A 15,952-nucleotide genomic window follows, 5' to 3' on the forward strand; every position below is an offset into this window, starting at 1 on the left:
GTCGTGCCGGAGGCGCGGAGCGTCTAGGCCAGGTCGACGGGCCGTATCCGCAGTTTGGCGGCGATGCGGGCCAGGGCCTGCCGGTCGTCGGCGGTGAGCGGGTCGAGCACGAACTTCCGCACCGAGCGTACGTGCGTGGGCGCGGCGGCGACGACCACCTCGTAGCCGGCGTCGGTGAGGGCGGCGACGGTGTATCGGCCGTCCTCGGGGTCGGGCGAACGCTCCACCCAGCCCCGCTGCTCGAACCGCTTGACGACGTTGGACAGGCGCGAGAGGGAGCCGTTGGCCAGGTAGGCCAGCTCGCTCATCCGCAGGCGGCGCTCCGGGGCCTCCGAGATGTGACTGAGGGTCAGGTACTCGAAGAGGGTCAGGCCGGCCCCCTGCTGCAGCGGCGACTCCAGCCGCCCCGGCAGCAGCAGGACCAGCGAGACGAGCCCGGTCCAGGCATCCTTCTCGTCCGCGGTCAGCCACAGCGTCTCGTCGGAGGTGTCCTCCCCGGGGTCCGGGGGCTCGGTGATGGCCATGAGGGCACCATATCGAGCGGTCATGACTTTACGTGTGAAGTGAAAACCTGATACGTTCACTTCACACGTGAAGTCAACCTGAAGGGGCCACCATGAGCAAGCCGGAGTTCTTCGCCACGCCCGGGTACGGCGAGACGCAGCTGACCAATATGCACTACAACCAGGCGGTTCGGATCGGCGACCGCGTCGAGACCTCGGGGCAGGGAGGATGGGACGACGACTGGAACTTCCCCGAGGCCCTCGAAGACGAGATCGTCCAGGCCTTCGATAACGTCGAGCGGACCCTGGCCCAGGCCGGTGCCACGTGGCGTGACGTCATCTCCGTGGACTCCTACCACGTCCCCGCCTCCACCGACTCCATCGGAGAGGCCCACAACCGCGTCATGGTGGAGCAGTTCCGAAAGCGCATGGGCGACCGCGCCCCCATCTGGACCGAGCTCGGTGTCACGGCGCTCGGTGCCCCGAAGATGCGCGTCGAGATCCGCGTCACCGCCGTCGTCGGCCACGACGGCTGGCCGGCACGCCTCAGGCCGGTCGACGTCGCCGGTTGACGTCACGGATGGCCGGCCGGCTGGTGGGAGGAGAAGACCAGGACCGAGGCGGTGAAGCCGTGGACGTGGTTGTGGCCGCCCACCGGCCCCACCTCCCCGGCGGCGAAGAACCCGGCCACCCCGATGGGGCCCAGGGTCTCGCGGACGGCGACGGCGTCGTGGTCGGCGCTGCCGAACATGGCCGAGCCCCGGCCGTTGCAGGAGAACAGCAGGGCGCCGTCCACCCGGCCGAACTCCTCGCGGTGCGCGTCCAGCAGCTCGTACAGGTCCTCGTCGGCGGTGGCGGCGTCGCGGACCTGGAAGCGGACGGTACGGCCGATCTCGACGACGTCGCCGATGGCCACGGCCTCCCGCTCGGGGTCGATGCCGAGCACGCCCCGGATCAGGAAGTCCCCGCGCTCGTGCTTCTCGGCGTACTCGTCCATCGCGATGCCGATCTGCAGGCCCGAGGCGACCAGGTCGCGGTCGTCCTCGTCCAGGGCGCTGACGATCTCCTCCAGCCGCGCCAGGGCGGGCTGCCCGGCGAGTTCGAGCAGGAGATTGTCCTCGACGGAGGTGACGGCCATCGTCGGGCCGATCGGGCGGCAGCCCTGGCTGACCACGGTGCTGACGTTGAGGGCGCCGCTGAGCATCACCCCGACGGCTCCCTCGGTGTGGATCTCCCCGTTCACGAACAGCCGGACCGCGCCGCGGCCCTGGATCGCGTTGGCCAGGCCGCCGATCAGGGGAAGGTTCCCCATGACCTCCTCGGAACGCTCGACGAAGCCGTCGGTGGGGAAGCTGTAGGGGTCGGCGAGCAGGATGGCCGCGTGGTCGTCGGGGGCGCGGTCGGGCAGGCCGACCACGACGAAGCGGTCACCGGTCCTCAGCGTGTCGAGCGCGAAGGTCGTCAGCCGGGCCCCGCCGAGGGAGGCGGCCCAGGCGCTCACCGCGGGGGTGACCTCGACCCCCTGCCCGTCGCCGATGACCCCGGTGGCGCTGCACCCGAGGACGGCGGCTCCGGGGGCCATGCTCATCGCGCGCAGCCCGGCGCGGGAGACGTCGTCGGGATCGTCCCCGCAGATGAAGAAGCAGAGCAGGTCGGCCGGTCCGGACAGGCCGGACAGGGCTTGGCGCACCGCGGACTCGGCCGCGGAGACCAGATCGGACCCCACCGCGAGGCCGTCGGCGAAACGACTCGTCATCAGCGCCACTCGTCTCGCCTCTCCTTCTTGTCCCATGTCCGGTGGCTCCAAGGGAGCGTCCGAAGCTCGCCCTGAAGCCCTGGAACCTGTCGTGAACTGCCGTGAACCGTCGTGCGGCGAGGCCGTGAGGCCCGTCGGTGCCGTGAAAGCGCGGACGCTGGAGACCCCACGTGGCGACCCCTTTCAAGATCGCCCCGGCTCCCCGGTCAGGGAGCAGTCCGATGCCTTGTCTTGGAGCGATTCTCCCCACTGCCGAGACAAGCACTCACGTTGACCGCCACGCAATAGTCAAGATCCGAAAGAGGGATGAGAGTGCCGGATCGGGCGTTGTGGACGTAGGCTCGACCCCGTGCCTCAAATCCCAGAGCCACGTACTCTGCGCGAGCTTCGCGCGAGCGGCCATATTCACCGTACGGTAAAGGCCGAGATCCGTGAGAATCTCCTGACCCGCCTGCGGGCGGGGGAGTCGCGGTTCCCCGGCATCGTGGGCTTCGACGACACCGTCCTGCCATACCTGGAGCGAGCGCTGCTCGCCGGGCACGACCTGGTCCTGCTCGGTGAGCGGGGTCAGGGCAAGACCCGGTTGATCCGCACCGTGACCGGGCTCCTCGACGAGTGGACCCCCGTCGTCGAGGGCTGTGAGATCAACGACCATCCCTACGAACCCTCGTGCGTCCGCTGCCGCCGCCTGGCCGACGAGGCGGGCGAGGAGCTGCCGATCTCCTGGAAGCACCGGGACGAGCGGTACGGCGAGAAGCTCGCCACCCCCGACACCTCCGTCGGCGACCTGATCGGCGACATCGACCCGATCAAGATCGCCGAGGGGCGCACGCTCGGCGACCCGGAGACCGTCCACTACGGCCTGGTCCCCAGGAGCAACCGAGGGGTGTTCTCCGTCAACGAGCTGCCCGACCTGGCCGAGCGCATCCAGGTCTCGCTGCTCAACGTGCTGGAGGAGCGCGACATCCAGGTCAGGGGCTACAACCTGCGCCTGCCGCTGGACATCCTGCTGATCGCGAGCGCCAACCCCGAGGACTACACCAACCGCGGCCGGATCATCACCCCGCTGAAGGACCGCTTCGGCGCCGAGATCCGCACCCACTACCCGCTCTCTATCGAGACCGAGCTGGTCCTGATCCGCCAGGAGGCCGCGCTCGGCCAGGTGGGCGCCGACCTGCCCGACCACCTGATCGAGGTGATCGCCCGCTTCACCCGGCTGGTCCGCGAGTCCACCGCGGTGGACGCGCGCTCGGGGGTCTCGGCCCGCTTCTCCATCGCCGCCGCCGAGACCGCGGCGGCCTCCGCCGTACGACGGGCGGCGCTGACCGGCGAGGACCACGCGGTGGCCAGGGTCGCCGACCTGCCGGGAATCGTGCACACGCTGCGCGGCAAGGTGGAGTTCGAGGTCAGCGAGGAGGGCCGGGAGACCGAGGTGCTCTCGCACCTGCTGCGCAGGGCGGTGGCCGAGACGTTCCGCGGCACGCTCGGCGGCATCGACCTGAACCCGCTGCTGGAGAAGTTCTCCGAGGGCATCCAGGTCGAGTCGGGGGTGGCGGTCCCCGCGGCCGAGTTGCTGCGCAGGATCGGCCCCGTTCCGGGGCTGGCAAGGATCATGTCCCAGCTCGGCATCGGCGACGAGTCCCCCGGGCACGCCGCCGCCGCGCTGGAATTCGCCATGGAGGGCCTTTACCTCCTGCGCCGGCTGTCCAAGGACGAGGTGGACGGCACGACGGTCTACCGCACCTGAGGTGTCTGCATGAGCTATCGCTATGGCGAATACCGGGACGGGCCCGACCCGCTCGCCCCGCCGTACGACGTCCGTTCGGCGCTGGACCGGATGGGCGACGCGATCCTGTCCGGTTCCAACCCCGCGCACGCCCTGCGTGACCTGCTCAAGGAGGGCCTGCCGGGGGCGGGAGACCGTCGCGGCCTTGAGGATCTCCTCCGCGAGGTGCGGCGGCGGCGCCGCGAGGTGCGCGAGCGTGGCCGTCTCGACGGCACGCTGGAGCGGGCCAGGGCACTGCTGGACAAGGCGATCGGCCAGGAGCGGGCCGAGTTGTTCCCCGACCCCTCGGACGAGGCCCGGCTGCGCGAGGCGGAGCTGGCCGCCCTCCCCGACGACACGGCGAGCGCCATCCGGGAGCTGGGCGGCTATCAGTGGCGCTCGGCCGCCGCCCAGCGGACCTTCGAGGAGCTGCGCGACCTGCTGCGCAGGGAGGTGCTCGACAGCCAGTTCCGCGGCATGCGGCAGTCCCTGGCCAACCCCGACCCGGCCGCCATGGAGCGGGTCAGGGAGATGATGTCCGATCTGAACGACATGCTCGACCGGGATTCCCGGGGGGAGCACACCCAGGCGGACTTCGAGCAGTTCATGTCGAAATATGGGGACATGTTCCCGGAGGCGCCGCAGAACCTGGAGGAGCTGGTCGACACCCTGGCCCGGCGGGCCGCGGCCACCCAGCGCCTGCTGGCCTCCCTCACCCCGGCCCAGCGCGAGGAGCTCGACCAGCTGATCGAGCAGACCCTCCGGCAGGCCGGGCTGGACGAGCAGATGCGCCGCCTGGGCGAGTCCCTCTACGCCCGCCGCCCCGACCTGGCCTGGAACACCCCGGAGCGGCTGAGCGGCGACGAGCCGATGGGGATGTCCGACGCCGTGGGCGCCCTGGACGAGCTCGCCGACCTGACCCAGCTGGAGGCCGCGCTCCGCCAGGACTACCCCGGCGCCCGGATGGACGACATCGACGAGGCGGCGATCCGGCGCGCCCTGGGCCGGTCGGCCGTCGACGACCTGGAGGCACTCAAGCAGGTCGAGCGCGAGCTGGAGCAGCAGGGCTACCTCCTCCGCCGGCGCGGCAAGCTGGAGCTCACCCCCAAGGCCGTACGGCGCCTGGGGGAGACCGCGCTGCGCCGCGTCTTCGCCTCCCTGGAGAGCGGGCGCCGCGGTGACCACGACCAGGTGGACGCGGGCTCGGCCGGTGAGCTCACCGGCTCCTCACGGCCCTGGCGGTTCGGCGACGAGCAGCCGATCGACGTGGTCCGTACGGTGATCAACGGGGTCCGGCGCGGCGGGAGCGGCGGCGCGGTCACCCTGTCGGTCGACGACTTCGAGGTGGCCGAGACCGAGCGGCGCACGGCGGCGGCGGTGTGCCTGCTGGTCGACCTCTCCTACTCGATGGCGCTGCGCGGCACCTGGGCCGCCGCCAAGCAGACGGCGATGGCGCTGCAGGCGCTGGTGGCCTCGAAGTTCCCCCAGGACTCGGTGCAGATCATCGGCTTCTCCAACTACGCCCGGGTGCTGCAGCCCGACGAGCTGGCGGGCCTGGAGTGGGACATGGTCCAGGGGACGAACCTGCACCACGCCCTGCTGATCGCCGGACGTCATCTGGACCGCCACCCCGACTTCGAACCGGTCGTGCTCGTGGTCACCGACGGCGAGCCCACCGCCCACCTGCGGCGCAACGGCTCGGCGGCCTTCGAGTGGCCGCCGACCCAGGAGACGCTGGAGCTGACCCTCGCCGAGGTCGACAAGATGACCCGGCGCCGGGCGACGCTCAACGTCTTCATGCTCGCCGACGACGAGCGCCTGAAGGAGTTCGTGAACGAGGTCGGACGGCGCAACGGCGGCCGGGTCTTCTCCCCCGGCGCCGACCGCCTGGGAGAGTACGTCGTGAGCGACTTCCTGCGGACCCGCCGCACCCGCTGAGCCCTGCGGGGCTCAGGCGTTGACGTAGGCGACGTAGCCGTCGAGCGCCAGGTCGAAGCCGTCGCGATAGTGGCGGTAGGAGCGGTAGCAGGGCCGCCACGCCGTGCTGTTGCCGACGCCCGCGCGGGCGTCGGCGATCGCGGAGGGGACCCGCTCCGGGGAGAGCAGGAGGCCGCCGCCGAGATAGCGGTCGTCGGTGAGGACCGTGGGGGTGGCGGGGTCGCCGCTCGCGTAGCGGCCACGGCGCCAGCCGCTCTCCTCGTCCCAGACCAGCGCGTCGCCGCCGGTCAGGCGGACGGTGACGGTGCGCGGGTCGCAGGGGCCCTGCCACCAGCTCTCGACCTGGTCACCCAGCGCCTCGACGACGAGGCCGACGTAGCGGCACGGCTGGTCGCGCCACTCCTCGGTATACGGCTCAACATGTTTGACACCCACGGCGGGCACTCCCTTGTGCCGTCTCAATCTGTCCGATGGAACGCCCGCCCGGCACGACCACGGCTTCACCGCCGCCGGTCTCATCACACGGGAACGAGCTCGCCCACGATCCTACTCACCTCCCGGAGGTGCTCCGAGCGGAATGCGAAGATCGACAATCTCGTACGGCCGATATCGCCGCCCCCCAAACCGTGACCTCTCTGTAACAACCGCGTTGAAGCAGGGCTCGTCTACCCAGTAAAGGAAAACACGGTCCGGGAGGGAGAGGAAGTGAGCCCGATGCTCGCGGGAATTCTCGTGGCGCTGATGCTCATCGTCTGCGTCTGTTTCGAGTTGTGCGTGATGCCGCACACCCGCGACAGGCACGACACCGTCGAAGGCGAGTGACCCGGCCCTGTCGTGAACGTCGTGAACGTCATGAACGGCGCCTCGAACAGTGCCCTGAACGGCGGCTTGAACGGTGTCTTGAACGGCGGCGGCGAAGGATCCGGAGCACGTCCGCCCGCTGTGCCGGAATGTCCTTCGAACGATCGTCAGGGAAGACCTCTCCGGAGAGTGACCCCGCGCGAGGCGTACCCAGACGAGATCACCGGATACTAATGTCTGGCGCATGACAGACCTGCTGCTCTGGCTGCACATCGGTTTTGCGATCTTCGCCCTGGGGCCGATCACCGCCGCCACGATGTCCACTCCCAGATTCATCCGCGCCAAGAACGTCGACGTCCTGCGCTATCTGCACAAGACCACGCGCATCTACGGTTTCGCGTCCGTCGGGATCTTCCTGTTCGGGCTGCTGCTGGGCCGCGAATTCCTCGGAAAGCCGTATCTGTCGGTATCCATGACGCTTTTCATCGTCGCGGCGGTGCTGCTGATCATGGTGGACCGGGACCAGAGCACCGCCATCCGGGTCCTCGCCAGCGAGAGCCCGGACGACGACGCCAAGGTGCAGGTCGGCCGGATCGCCGCGCTCTCCGGCGTGATCGTGCTGATCTGGGTGGTCATCCTGGCGCTGATGGTCTGGGGCAACCCGACCTGAGCCGCCCGGCGGCCCGGCCCCATCGTGGCCCGTCTGAAGCCACAGCACCCGGCCGCGAACTCATCGCGGCCCGCCCGGACCCGCGGCCCGGCCGAACCCACAGCGGCCCGGACGCGCCCATGGCGACGCCCGGTGCCCTCTCCTACCCCAGCGCCTGGGTGAGGTCGGCCAGCAGGTCGTCGATCGACTCGATGCCGACCGACAGGCGTACCAGGTCGCCGGGAACCTCCAGCGGCGAGCCCGCCACGGAGGCGTGGGTCATCCGGCCGGGGTGCTCGATCAGCGACTCCACGCCGCCGAGCGACTCGCCCAGGGTGAACAGCCTGGTCCTGTCGCACAGCTCGACGGCCTCGGCCTCCCCTCCGGCCATCCGGAAGGAGACCATGCCCCCGAAACGCCTCATCTGCTTGGCCGCCACCTCGTGGCCCGGGTGGTCGGCCAGGCCCGGGTAGAGCACCGAGGTCACCCGAGGATGGGCGAGCAGCAGGTCCACCACCCGCTCGGCGTTCTCGCAGTGGCGGTCCATCCTCACCCCGAGCGTCTTGAGGCCGCGCAGCGTCAGCCAGGCGTCGAACGGCCCGGCCACCGCGCCCATCGCGTTCTGGTGGTAGGCGAGCTCCTCGCCCACTCCGGCGTCCCGCGCGACGAGCGCGCCGCCGACCACGTCGGAGTGGCCGCCCACGTACTTGGTGGTGGAGTGCACGACGATGTCCGCGCCCAGTGCCAGCGGCTGCTGAAGGTACGGGGAGGCGAAGGTGTTGTCCACCACGAGCAGCGCGCCGCACTCGGTCGCGAGCTGGGCCAGGGCCGCGATGTCCGCGATGCCGAGCAGCGGGTTGGTGGGCGTCTCCACCCAGATGATCTTGGTCTTCTGGGTCACGGCGGCCGCCACCGCCGTCAGGTCGCCCAGCGGCACCGGGTCGTAGTGCAGCCCCCAGCGCTCGTGGACCTTCGCGAACAGGCGGTAGGTGCCGCCGTAGGCGTCGTTCGGGATGACCACGTGGTCACCCGGCCTGCAGATCGTGCGGAGCACCGTGTCCTCGGCCGCCAGACCGGAGGCGAAGGCGAGGCCACGGCTGCCGCCCTCGACGGCGGCCATGGCCTCCTCCAGCGCTTTCCTGGTCGGGTTGGCCGACCGGCTGTACTCATATCCGGCGCGCAGCCCGCCCACGCCGTCCTGCTTGTAGGTGGACACCGCGTAGATCGGCGGCACCACGGCCCCCGTGTGGGGGTCGGGCTCCTGACCTGCGTGGATGGCCAACGTCTCGAATCCATGGTTCATGAGGCCAACGCTACCGAAATGCGGGCCAGTGCTCCGGCCTTCAGGCCGGGGGTGAAGGCCCACGCGGGGGCCGCCAAGGTCCGAGCGTGCTTTAACGATCAGTGTTCGTCTTGTACCTGCTCGGTGGACTCGGCGACGTGCATGGACGCCACGGCAGCGATCTTTCCCCCACGGTTGGTGACGCGGGTGACACGCCCCCGCACCGCTGCGTTGTTGAGCACGTCGGTGAAGCGGCTGCGCGCTTCGGCGACGCTCATCTTTCCGGATTCCCCGCACGCTGTGGCGCCTGGACGCACAATTGATCGGTGCAGCTCAGGTACAACTTCCGCCTTTACCCGTCGCCGGGTCAGTGTCACGCTTTGGCGCGGGCGTTCGGGTGCGCGCGGACGGTGTTCAACGACGGGCTGCGCCTGAGGCAGGACGCCCGGAAGCGGGGCCTGCCGTACATCTCCGATGGAGACCTGTCCAAGCACGTCATCACACGGGCCAAGGCGACGCCGCAGCGGGCGTGGCTGGGCGAGGTGTCGGCGGTGCTCTTGCAGCAGGCGCTCGCGGATCTGAACACCGCCTACCGCAACTTCTTCGCCTCCCTGTCCGGCAAACGCAAGGGCCGCACGGTCGCCCCGCCCCGGTTCCGATCCCGCAAGGACTCCCGCCAGGCGATCCGGTTCACGAAGAACGCCCGGTTCACGGTCACGGCGGGCGGCAAACTCCGGCTGCCGAAGATCGGCGACGTGGAGGTGCGCTGGTCACGGACCCTGCCCTCGGACCCGTCATCGGTGACGGTGGTCAAGGACTCGGCGGGCCGGTACTTCGCGTCGTTCGTCGTCGAGACCTCAAACGAGCCGTTGCCCCAGACGGGTCCCGAGATCGGTATCGACCTGGGTTTAACGCACTTCGCGATCACCTCTGATGGCCGGAAGATCGCCAACCCGCGCATCCTGCGCCGGGCAGCCAAGCGGCTGCGCAAGGCACAGAAGGCGTTGAGCCGAAAGAAGAAGGGATCGGCGAACCGGGCCAAGGCCAAGTTGAAGGTCGCCAAGGTTCACGCCAAGGTGGCCGACACGCGCCGCGACTGGGCACACAAGCTCTCCACCATGGTGATCCGCGATAACCAAGCGGTGTACGTGGAGGATCTCGCCGTGTCCGGTCTCGCGCGTACGAGGCTGGCCAAGAGCGTGCACGATGCGGGCTGGTCACAGTTCGTCGCCATGCTGGAGTACAAGGCCGTCCGATATGGCCGCCACTTCGGCAGGATCGACCGCTGGTTTCCGTCGTCGAAGCTGTGCTCGGCCTGCGGGACCATCGCCACCTCGATGCCGTTGAACGTCCGGTCCTGGACCTGCCCGTGCGGGGCCGGCAACGACCGGGACGTCAACGCCGCGATCAACATCCTCGCCGCCGGGCAGGCGGAGAGACCAAACGACTGTCGAGCGAGGGTAAGACCGGGAGCGATCCCGGCACCGCGCGAAGAAGCAGTAACCCACCAGGAGCCGCACATGCGGCAGACCGGAATCGCCGTCCTTTAGGACGGAGTGGATGTCAATCGTAACAGCGGGGACTCCAGGGGCGAGGGAGCCGCTCCCCACGCCCCTCCGCCCCCTCCTCGGCGCGCTCCCCGTTGATCCGCGAGAGCAGAACCGGGTCGGCGAGCGTCAAAGCCGCCCCGACCACGAGCCCGGCGACCAGTAGCACGATCCCGATGACGGTCATCTCTTTCCCCCTTCGACCTCTCCTCGACCTCTCAAGGGTCGGTGACGGGTCCCCGGTGCCGCCTCCGCTGAAGGGCCGGTTCCCCTCGGAACGGTTCGGCCGAACGGCCGATATGACATATCCCCCCCGAGGCTTAGGCTCGGGGACCGTGGGAGAGACGAACCGGCTGATCTACTGGGTCAAACGACTCAGCGAGATCGCGTTGATCGGCTGGCTCCTCCTGCTCCTGCTGATCGACGTGGTGGCGGCGGCGAGCCACCCCAACCCGGCGATACTGCTGAGCCCCGTGTGCGGCCTGGTCGGCGTCGTGGCGGTGGTGCGACGCCGTCGCCGGCGGATCGGCGGGCTCGTCACCCTGCTGACGGTGTCGTTCCTGTCCTCCCTGCTCATCGGGATCACCAAGGGCGACGGCAGTCCCGGCGCGGCCGAGATCGGGTCGCTGCTGGTCCTCACCGTCGGCGGGCTGCGCGCGATCGAGCCGGTACGGCGGGCCGCGCTGTTCTCCCTGGCGGCGATGGTCGTGCTCGAAGCCTCCGCCGCCCGCCTGAACTCCACCGGCCCGGAGCCGTCGCTGGCCGTCGGCTTCCTGCTCTTCGTCTGCTGGTCCTTCGCCACAGGTATCGGCGCCTACCTCCGCTTCCAGCTGGAGCGCCGCCGGGAGGCCGTCGACACGGTACGGCGGTCCGAGCGCCTGGAGCTGGCCAGGGAACTGCACGACCTGGTCGCCCACCACATCACCGGGATCGTGGTGCAGGCGCAGGCCGCCAAGGTCGTCGCCGAGCAGAAGCCCGAGGCCGTGGTCCCCTCCCTGGAGGCGATCGCCAACGCCGGGGCCGACGCGCTGACCTCGATGCGCCGCCTGGTCAGCGTGCTGCGCGCGGAGGACGAGGCCGCCCGCTCACCGGGCAGCACGCTCATGGACATGCGCACGATGGTCGAGCGCTTCTCCGCCGCGGGCCCCCAGGTCACCTTCGACATCGGCCAGGGCATCACCGACGGCACCGTGGCCCCGGAGGTGATGACCACCCTGCACCGGGTCCTCCAGGAGTCGCTGACCAACGTCCGCAGGCACGCCCCCGGCACCGGCTGGGTCGAGGCGGACCTGAAGCTCACCGACGGCTCCGACCTGCGCGCCTGGGCCGGGAGCGTAGGCGCGAGGACGAGAACCGGCCAGGCCCCTCGGGCCCGGCGTACCGCCTACGCCTCCGCGGGCACCTCGACCGGCGACGTCTCCGCGAACGCCTCGGCCACCGGGAGCGCCGTACGGCTGCGGGTGCGCAACTACGGCTCGACGGCCGACGTCAGGATCTCCCGCCTCGGTGGCGGGTTCGGCCTGGTGGGCATGGCCGAGCGCGTCGAGGCTCTCGGCGGCCGCCTCGTGGCCGGGCCCACTCCCTCCGGGGCCTGGGAGGTGATGGCGGAGTTTCCGCTCTGAGCCCCGCGCCGTACCCCCTCCGCACCCCTCTGCCGCGAAGAGACGACCCCGGAGACGCGGAGAACCCGTGGGTAAGCCGGGCTAGTGGCTGGCGAGGAAGGCGAGCAGGTCCTGGCGGGTGATCAGGCCGACCGGCTTGCCGTCGTCGAGGACGACCGCGGCGTCGGCCTTCTCCAGTGCCTCGACGGCGATGGAGACCGGCTCCCCCGCGCCGATCGTCGGCAGCGGCTGCGACATGTGGCCGGCCAGCGGGTCGGTCGGCCGCACCCGGCCCCGGTAGAGGGCGTCGAGCAGGTCGCGCTCCAGGATCGAGCCGACCACCTCGGCGGCCATGACCGGCGGCTCCTCCTTCATCACCGGAAGCTGCGACACCCCGTACTCGCGCATGATCGAGATGGCCGTGTCGACCGACTCGTGCGGGTGGGTGTGCACGAACTCCGGCATGCCGGACCTCTTCTGGGTCAGCACGTCCTTGACCAGGCCCTCCTCACTGGAGGTGGTCAGGAAGCCGTAGTCGGCCATCCACTCGTCGTTGAAGATCTTCGACAGGTAGCCCCGGCCGCCGTCGGGCAGCAGCACCACGATCACGTCGTCCGGCCCGGCCCGCTCGGCCACCCGCAGCGCCGCGACCGTCGCCATGCCGCAGGAGCCGCCCACCAGCAGCGCCTCCTCGCGGGCGAGGCGGCGGGTCATATTGAAGGAGTCCTTGTCGGAGATCGCGATGACCTCGTCGCAGATCGTGGTGTCGTAGTTGGCGGGCCAGATGTCCTCGCCGACGCCCTCCACCAGGTACGGCCGCCCGGTGCCGCCGGAGTAGACGGAGCCCTCGGGGTCGGCCCCGATGACCCTGACCCGGCCGCCGGAGACCTCCTTGAGGTAGCGGCCGGTGCCGCTGATCGTGCCCCCGGTGCCCACGCCCGCCACGAAGTGGGTGATCCTGCCCTCGGTCTGGTCCCAGATCTCCGGGCCCGTGGAGTGGTAGTGGCTCTCGGTGTTGCGCGGGTTGGAGTACTGGTCCGGCTTCCAGGCGTTCGGCGTCTCCCTGGCCAGCCGGTCGGAGACCGAGTAGTAGGAGTCGGGATGCTCGGGAGAGACCGCCGTCGGGCAGACCACGACCTCGGCGCCGTAGGCGCGCAGGACCGAGATCTTGTCCTGGGCCACCTTGTCGGGCACCACGAACAGGCAACGATATCCCCGCTGCTGGGCCACGATGGCGAGGCCGATCCCGGTGTTGCCCGAGGTGGGCTCCACGATCGTGCCCCCCGGCCGCAGCTCCCCCGACTGCTCGGCGGCGTCGATCATCCGGACCGCGATGCGGTCCTTCACCGACCCTCCGGGGTTGAAGTACTCCACCTTCGCCAGCACCTGGGCGGAGACTCCCTCCGTCACCCTGTTCAGCCGGACGAGAGGGGTGTTGCCCATCAGCTCGACGAGCGAGTCATGTACGCGCACCGGGATATCACCTCGAAATACCAAAGCTCGGTCAGCTTGTTGTTGCGATCGCCGTGATCCCATGGGGGTGGCGGGGACGCGGCTGTGTTACCAAAGGCAACGCTACCGCCCCGTACGGAGGGAGCGACGCCACGTGATCTGGACACCGGGGACGGCGAGGGTCGCCCGCCGCGTCGCCGCGGCGGCGGCGCTGGGCGGAGGGGGCCTCACCGCGCTCGGCGCGGCGACCTACGGCCTGCTACTGGCCGAGGCCCTGGTGGCCCGCCGCGCCGTCGGCCGCCCGCACGGCATGGACGGGCCGCCGTCGGACGGGGTGTACGGGGCCTTCGGCGGCGAGCCCGTCCGGATGGTCATGCTCGGCGACTCCACCTCCGTCGGCCTGGGCACCTCCGACCCCGCGGAGACGCCCGCCGTGCTGATCGCCAACGGGCTGGCGGTGATCGCCGAGCGGCCGGTGCGGCTGACCGTGGCGGGCAGGTCCGGGGCGACCTCCGCGGAGCTGGGCGAGCAGGTGGACGAGGCGCTGAGGGCCCGGCCCGAGATCGCGGTCGTCTTCATCGGGGCCAACGACGTCACCTCGCAGAGCAGGCCGGCCCATGCCGTACGGCACCTGCAGAAGGCGGTGAGGCGGCTGCGGGAGGCGGGGGCGCAGGTGGTCGTGGGCACCTGCCCCGACCTGGGCACGGTCCGGCCGATCGCGCAGCCGCTGCGCTGGGTGACGCGGCGGTGGAGCCGCCAGCTGGCCGCCGCGCAGACCGTCGCCGTGGTCGAGGCGGGCGGGCGGACGGTGGCCTTCGCCGACCTGCTGGGGCCGGAGTTCGACGCCAACCCCGCGGAGATGTTCGGCCTTGATCGTTATCACCCATCTGCTCAAGGTTATCTCCAGATTGCTTACGCGGTGCTACCTTCCGTATGCAGTGCGTTGGAACTCTGGCCCGAGCCCCGGGCCCGGCGCGCTGAGTCGATCTACCTCGCGGCGGCCAAGGCCGCGGAGGAGCCCGGCGCCGAGGTCTCCGCGACCCGTGTCGCCGGACGAGCGACCGGACCTCACGGACGGTGGGTGACCATGCTCGGCCGCAGGCCGTGGATGCGGCCCAACGACGCCTGAACACGGTCACCCTCCGCTGCGAAGCCGTAACGCCTCGCCCGCATTGGAGTGGAATACCCGTGATCCGGCCCCTCGCGAAACCGGCCCTGGTGCTCGCCGGAGCTTTGACCCTGGGCGGCTGCTCCGGCACTGAAGCGGCCACCCCTGACCATCCCACCTGGCACAACACCGAGGTGAACGCGGTCAGCCGCACCACCACCGCCGGTGGCGTCGCCACGACGACCTCCATGAAACCCGACGGCACGCTGGAGACGGTGGCCCTCGACCTCGCCACGGGCAGGAGGCTGTGGGCCCATCCTTCGACCATGGCGGGCCGCCTGCCGGGGATGGGGGTGCCCGCCCCCGCGATCGTCGAGACCTCCGCGGGGCAGGCCGTCGCGGTGACGATCGACCCCGCCAGGCGGGGCCGCTGGAAGGCCACGCTCGTCGGCCTGGACGCCAGGACCGGGGAGCGCAGATGGAGCCGTCCGGTGCACTCCACCTTCGGCCCGCAGCGGTGCGGGGCGTTCGTGTGCGTGTCCGAGAACACCGCGCTCGCGAGCGCCCGCGTCGTCGTCCTCGATCCGGCCACCGGCAAGGCCAGGTGGAAGATCCCCGGTATCGCCGAGGCCGAGTGGTCCGACGCCTCGCGCGTGGTGTTCCTCCGCCTTGCCCGGCACCCCGTCCTGGCGGCGCACGACCTGAGGACCGGCAAGGTCGTCTGGCGTCTCCCCGTCGAACAGCCCCTCGGCGCCGGGGTGGACCTGTCGGGGGGCTGGTCCTTCGGCGCGACGGGGGGAAACCTCGTCGGATACGTCGCCCCCTACACCAACCCGAAGACGAGCAAGGTGTCCGCCTTCGGGCTGTTCTCCGTCAAGCTGGCCGACGGCACGGTCAACTGGATGCGCCCGTCGGTGGTCCGCGTCTACCCCAGCGGCAGCCCCGGCTTCGCGCCGGTGGTCCGCCCGGTCGACCAGGAGGGCCGGTACGGCGGGTTCGCCCGGCTGGAGGCCGGCAGCGGCCGGGTGCTCGGCCAGATCTCCGCCGAGCAGGTTCCCGAGTCGGGCTGGTGGCTGGCCTTCCCGCCCCGCATGGAGAAGATCGGTTTCCTGCGGCACGACAAGCCGGGCAACGTCTTCGACCTGCCCACCGGTCGCAACGCCGACGTCAAGGACGAGCGCGCCTGGTCCTTCTGCGTGACCGACCCCAAGCCGCTCCCCCTCAAGGGCCAGAACCCCGGCTTCTACTCGGTGGCCTCGCTGTGCGAGTACAGGCTGGCCGACGGCAAGCGGGTGTCCGGCTCCGGCGCCCCGCCCCTGTGGTTCACCGGCAGCCAGAACGGCTGGCGGATGTGGCGTGACGAGAAGGGCGGCCTGCACGGGATCAAGGACGGCGACGGCACCTCTCCCGGCATGTACGGCTGACGTCCGGGCCCCGTCCCGTCCGGGGATGGGAGGGGGCCTCGCACGTCCCGTACGAAGTTCTGTCACCGTGCCCCTGTCCGCGGCGTCGGGCATACCGCGCGGTACGCTCCGCTGGAGGAGCAGACA

At 70.6% G+C, this 15,952-nt stretch carries 15 protein-coding genes; 8 read left to right on the forward strand and 7 right to left on the reverse strand.

Annotated elements, in window-relative coordinates; genetic code table 11:
• Positions 1-23: 23 nt before the first annotated feature.
• Positions 24-524, reverse strand: coding sequence for a MarR family winged helix-turn-helix transcriptional regulator (locus ABD817_RS29135; protein WP_344921401.1), 501 nt, complete (start codon positions 522-524; stop codon positions 24-26).
• A gap of 92 nt (positions 525-616) precedes the next feature.
• Between ABD817_RS29135 and ABD817_RS29140 the strand changes: the two genes are divergently transcribed.
• A complete protein-coding gene (locus tag ABD817_RS29140) occupies positions 617-1,075 on the forward strand; it encodes a Rid family hydrolase (RefSeq protein ID WP_344921402.1) in 459 nt (152 codons plus the stop codon).
• Positions 1,076-1,077: 2 nt separating this feature from the next.
• Here the strand turns inward: ABD817_RS29140 and ABD817_RS29145 are convergent, their stop codons facing one another.
• Positions 1,078-2,259 (reverse strand): FIST signal transduction protein, encoded by a 1,182-nt coding sequence (locus tag ABD817_RS29145; RefSeq protein WP_344921495.1) that lies wholly within the window; start codon positions 2,257-2,259, stop codon positions 1,078-1,080.
• A gap of 349 nt (positions 2,260-2,608) precedes the next feature.
• On the opposite strand from ABD817_RS29145, the gene ABD817_RS29150 reads away from it, so the two are divergent.
• Positions 2,609-4,006 carry a sigma 54-interacting transcriptional regulator gene (locus ABD817_RS29150; protein ID WP_344921403.1) on the forward strand — a complete coding sequence of 466 codons (1,398 nt, stop codon included), beginning with the start codon at positions 2,609-2,611 and terminating at the stop codon, positions 4,004-4,006.
• Between the two features lie 9 nt (positions 4,007-4,015).
• A complete protein-coding gene (locus tag ABD817_RS29155; protein WP_344921404.1) occupies positions 4,016-5,962 on the forward strand; it encodes a vWA domain-containing protein in 1,947 nt (648 codons plus the stop codon).
• A gap of 12 nt (positions 5,963-5,974) precedes the next feature.
• On the opposite strand, the gene ABD817_RS29160 is transcribed toward ABD817_RS29155, so the two are convergent.
• Positions 5,975-6,397 carry a DUF6292 family protein gene (locus ABD817_RS29160; RefSeq protein WP_344921405.1) on the reverse strand — a complete coding sequence of 141 codons (423 nt, stop codon included), beginning with the start codon at positions 6,395-6,397 and terminating at the stop codon, positions 5,975-5,977.
• Positions 6,398-7,007: 610 nt separating this feature from the next.
• Here ABD817_RS29160 and ABD817_RS29165 point away from each other — a divergent pair.
• Positions 7,008-7,433, forward strand: coding sequence for a hypothetical protein (locus tag ABD817_RS29165; protein WP_344921406.1), 426 nt, complete (start codon positions 7,008-7,010; stop codon positions 7,431-7,433).
• A gap of 142 nt (positions 7,434-7,575) precedes the next feature.
• Here the strand turns inward: ABD817_RS29165 and ABD817_RS29170 are convergent, their stop codons facing one another.
• Together ABD817_RS29170 and ABD817_RS29175 are read right to left on the reverse strand one after the other, a co-directional pair.
• A complete protein-coding gene (locus tag ABD817_RS29170; protein ID WP_344921407.1) occupies positions 7,576-8,715 on the reverse strand; it encodes a cystathionine gamma-synthase in 1,140 nt (379 codons plus the stop codon).
• A 98-nt stretch (positions 8,716-8,813) separates the two neighbouring features.
• Positions 8,814-8,972, reverse strand: coding sequence for a hypothetical protein (locus tag ABD817_RS29175; protein WP_344921408.1), 159 nt, complete (start codon positions 8,970-8,972; stop codon positions 8,814-8,816).
• Positions 8,973-9,020: 48 nt separating this feature from the next.
• Between ABD817_RS29175 and ABD817_RS29180 the strand changes: the two genes are divergently transcribed.
• Positions 9,021-10,244, forward strand: a complete 1,224-nt coding sequence (locus ABD817_RS29180) for an RNA-guided endonuclease InsQ/TnpB family protein (RefSeq protein ID WP_344921409.1) — start codon at positions 9,021-9,023, stop codon at positions 10,242-10,244.
• 13 nt (positions 10,245-10,257) lie between these two features.
• Here the strand turns inward: ABD817_RS29180 and ABD817_RS29185 are convergent, their stop codons facing one another.
• Positions 10,258-10,428, reverse strand: coding sequence for a hypothetical protein (locus tag ABD817_RS29185; protein ID WP_344921411.1), 171 nt, complete (start codon positions 10,426-10,428; stop codon positions 10,258-10,260).
• Between the two features lie 148 nt (positions 10,429-10,576).
• Here ABD817_RS29185 and ABD817_RS29190 point away from each other — a divergent pair, with 148 nt between their 5' ends.
• On the forward strand, positions 10,577-11,863 hold the full coding sequence (locus tag ABD817_RS29190; RefSeq protein ID WP_344921412.1) for a sensor histidine kinase: 1,287 nt from the start codon (positions 10,577-10,579) through the stop codon (positions 11,861-11,863).
• Positions 11,864-11,944: 81 nt separating this feature from the next.
• Here ABD817_RS29190 and ABD817_RS29195 read toward each other — a convergent pair whose 3' ends face one another.
• Positions 11,945-13,315 carry a cystathionine beta-synthase gene (locus ABD817_RS29195; RefSeq protein ID WP_344921413.1) on the reverse strand — a complete coding sequence of 457 codons (1,371 nt, stop codon included), beginning with the start codon at positions 13,313-13,315 and terminating at the stop codon, positions 11,945-11,947.
• Positions 13,316-13,448: 133 nt separating this feature from the next.
• Between ABD817_RS29195 and ABD817_RS29200 the strand changes: the two genes are divergently transcribed.
• Together ABD817_RS29200 and ABD817_RS29205 are read left to right on the forward strand one after the other, a co-directional pair.
• A complete protein-coding gene (locus ABD817_RS29200) occupies positions 13,449-14,423 on the forward strand; it encodes an SGNH/GDSL hydrolase family protein (protein WP_344921414.1) in 975 nt (324 codons plus the stop codon).
• Positions 14,424-14,482: 59 nt separating this feature from the next.
• Complete coding sequence (locus ABD817_RS29205) at positions 14,483-15,826, forward strand: outer membrane protein assembly factor BamB family protein (RefSeq protein WP_344921415.1); 1,344 nt, start codon at positions 14,483-14,485, stop codon at positions 15,824-15,826.
• Positions 15,827-15,952: the final 126 nt, after the last annotated feature.

It is taken from the genome of Streptosporangium oxazolinicum (assembly GCF_039537505.1).
GTDB lineage: Bacteria > Actinomycetota > Actinomycetes > Streptosporangiales > Streptosporangiaceae > Streptosporangium > Streptosporangium oxazolinicum.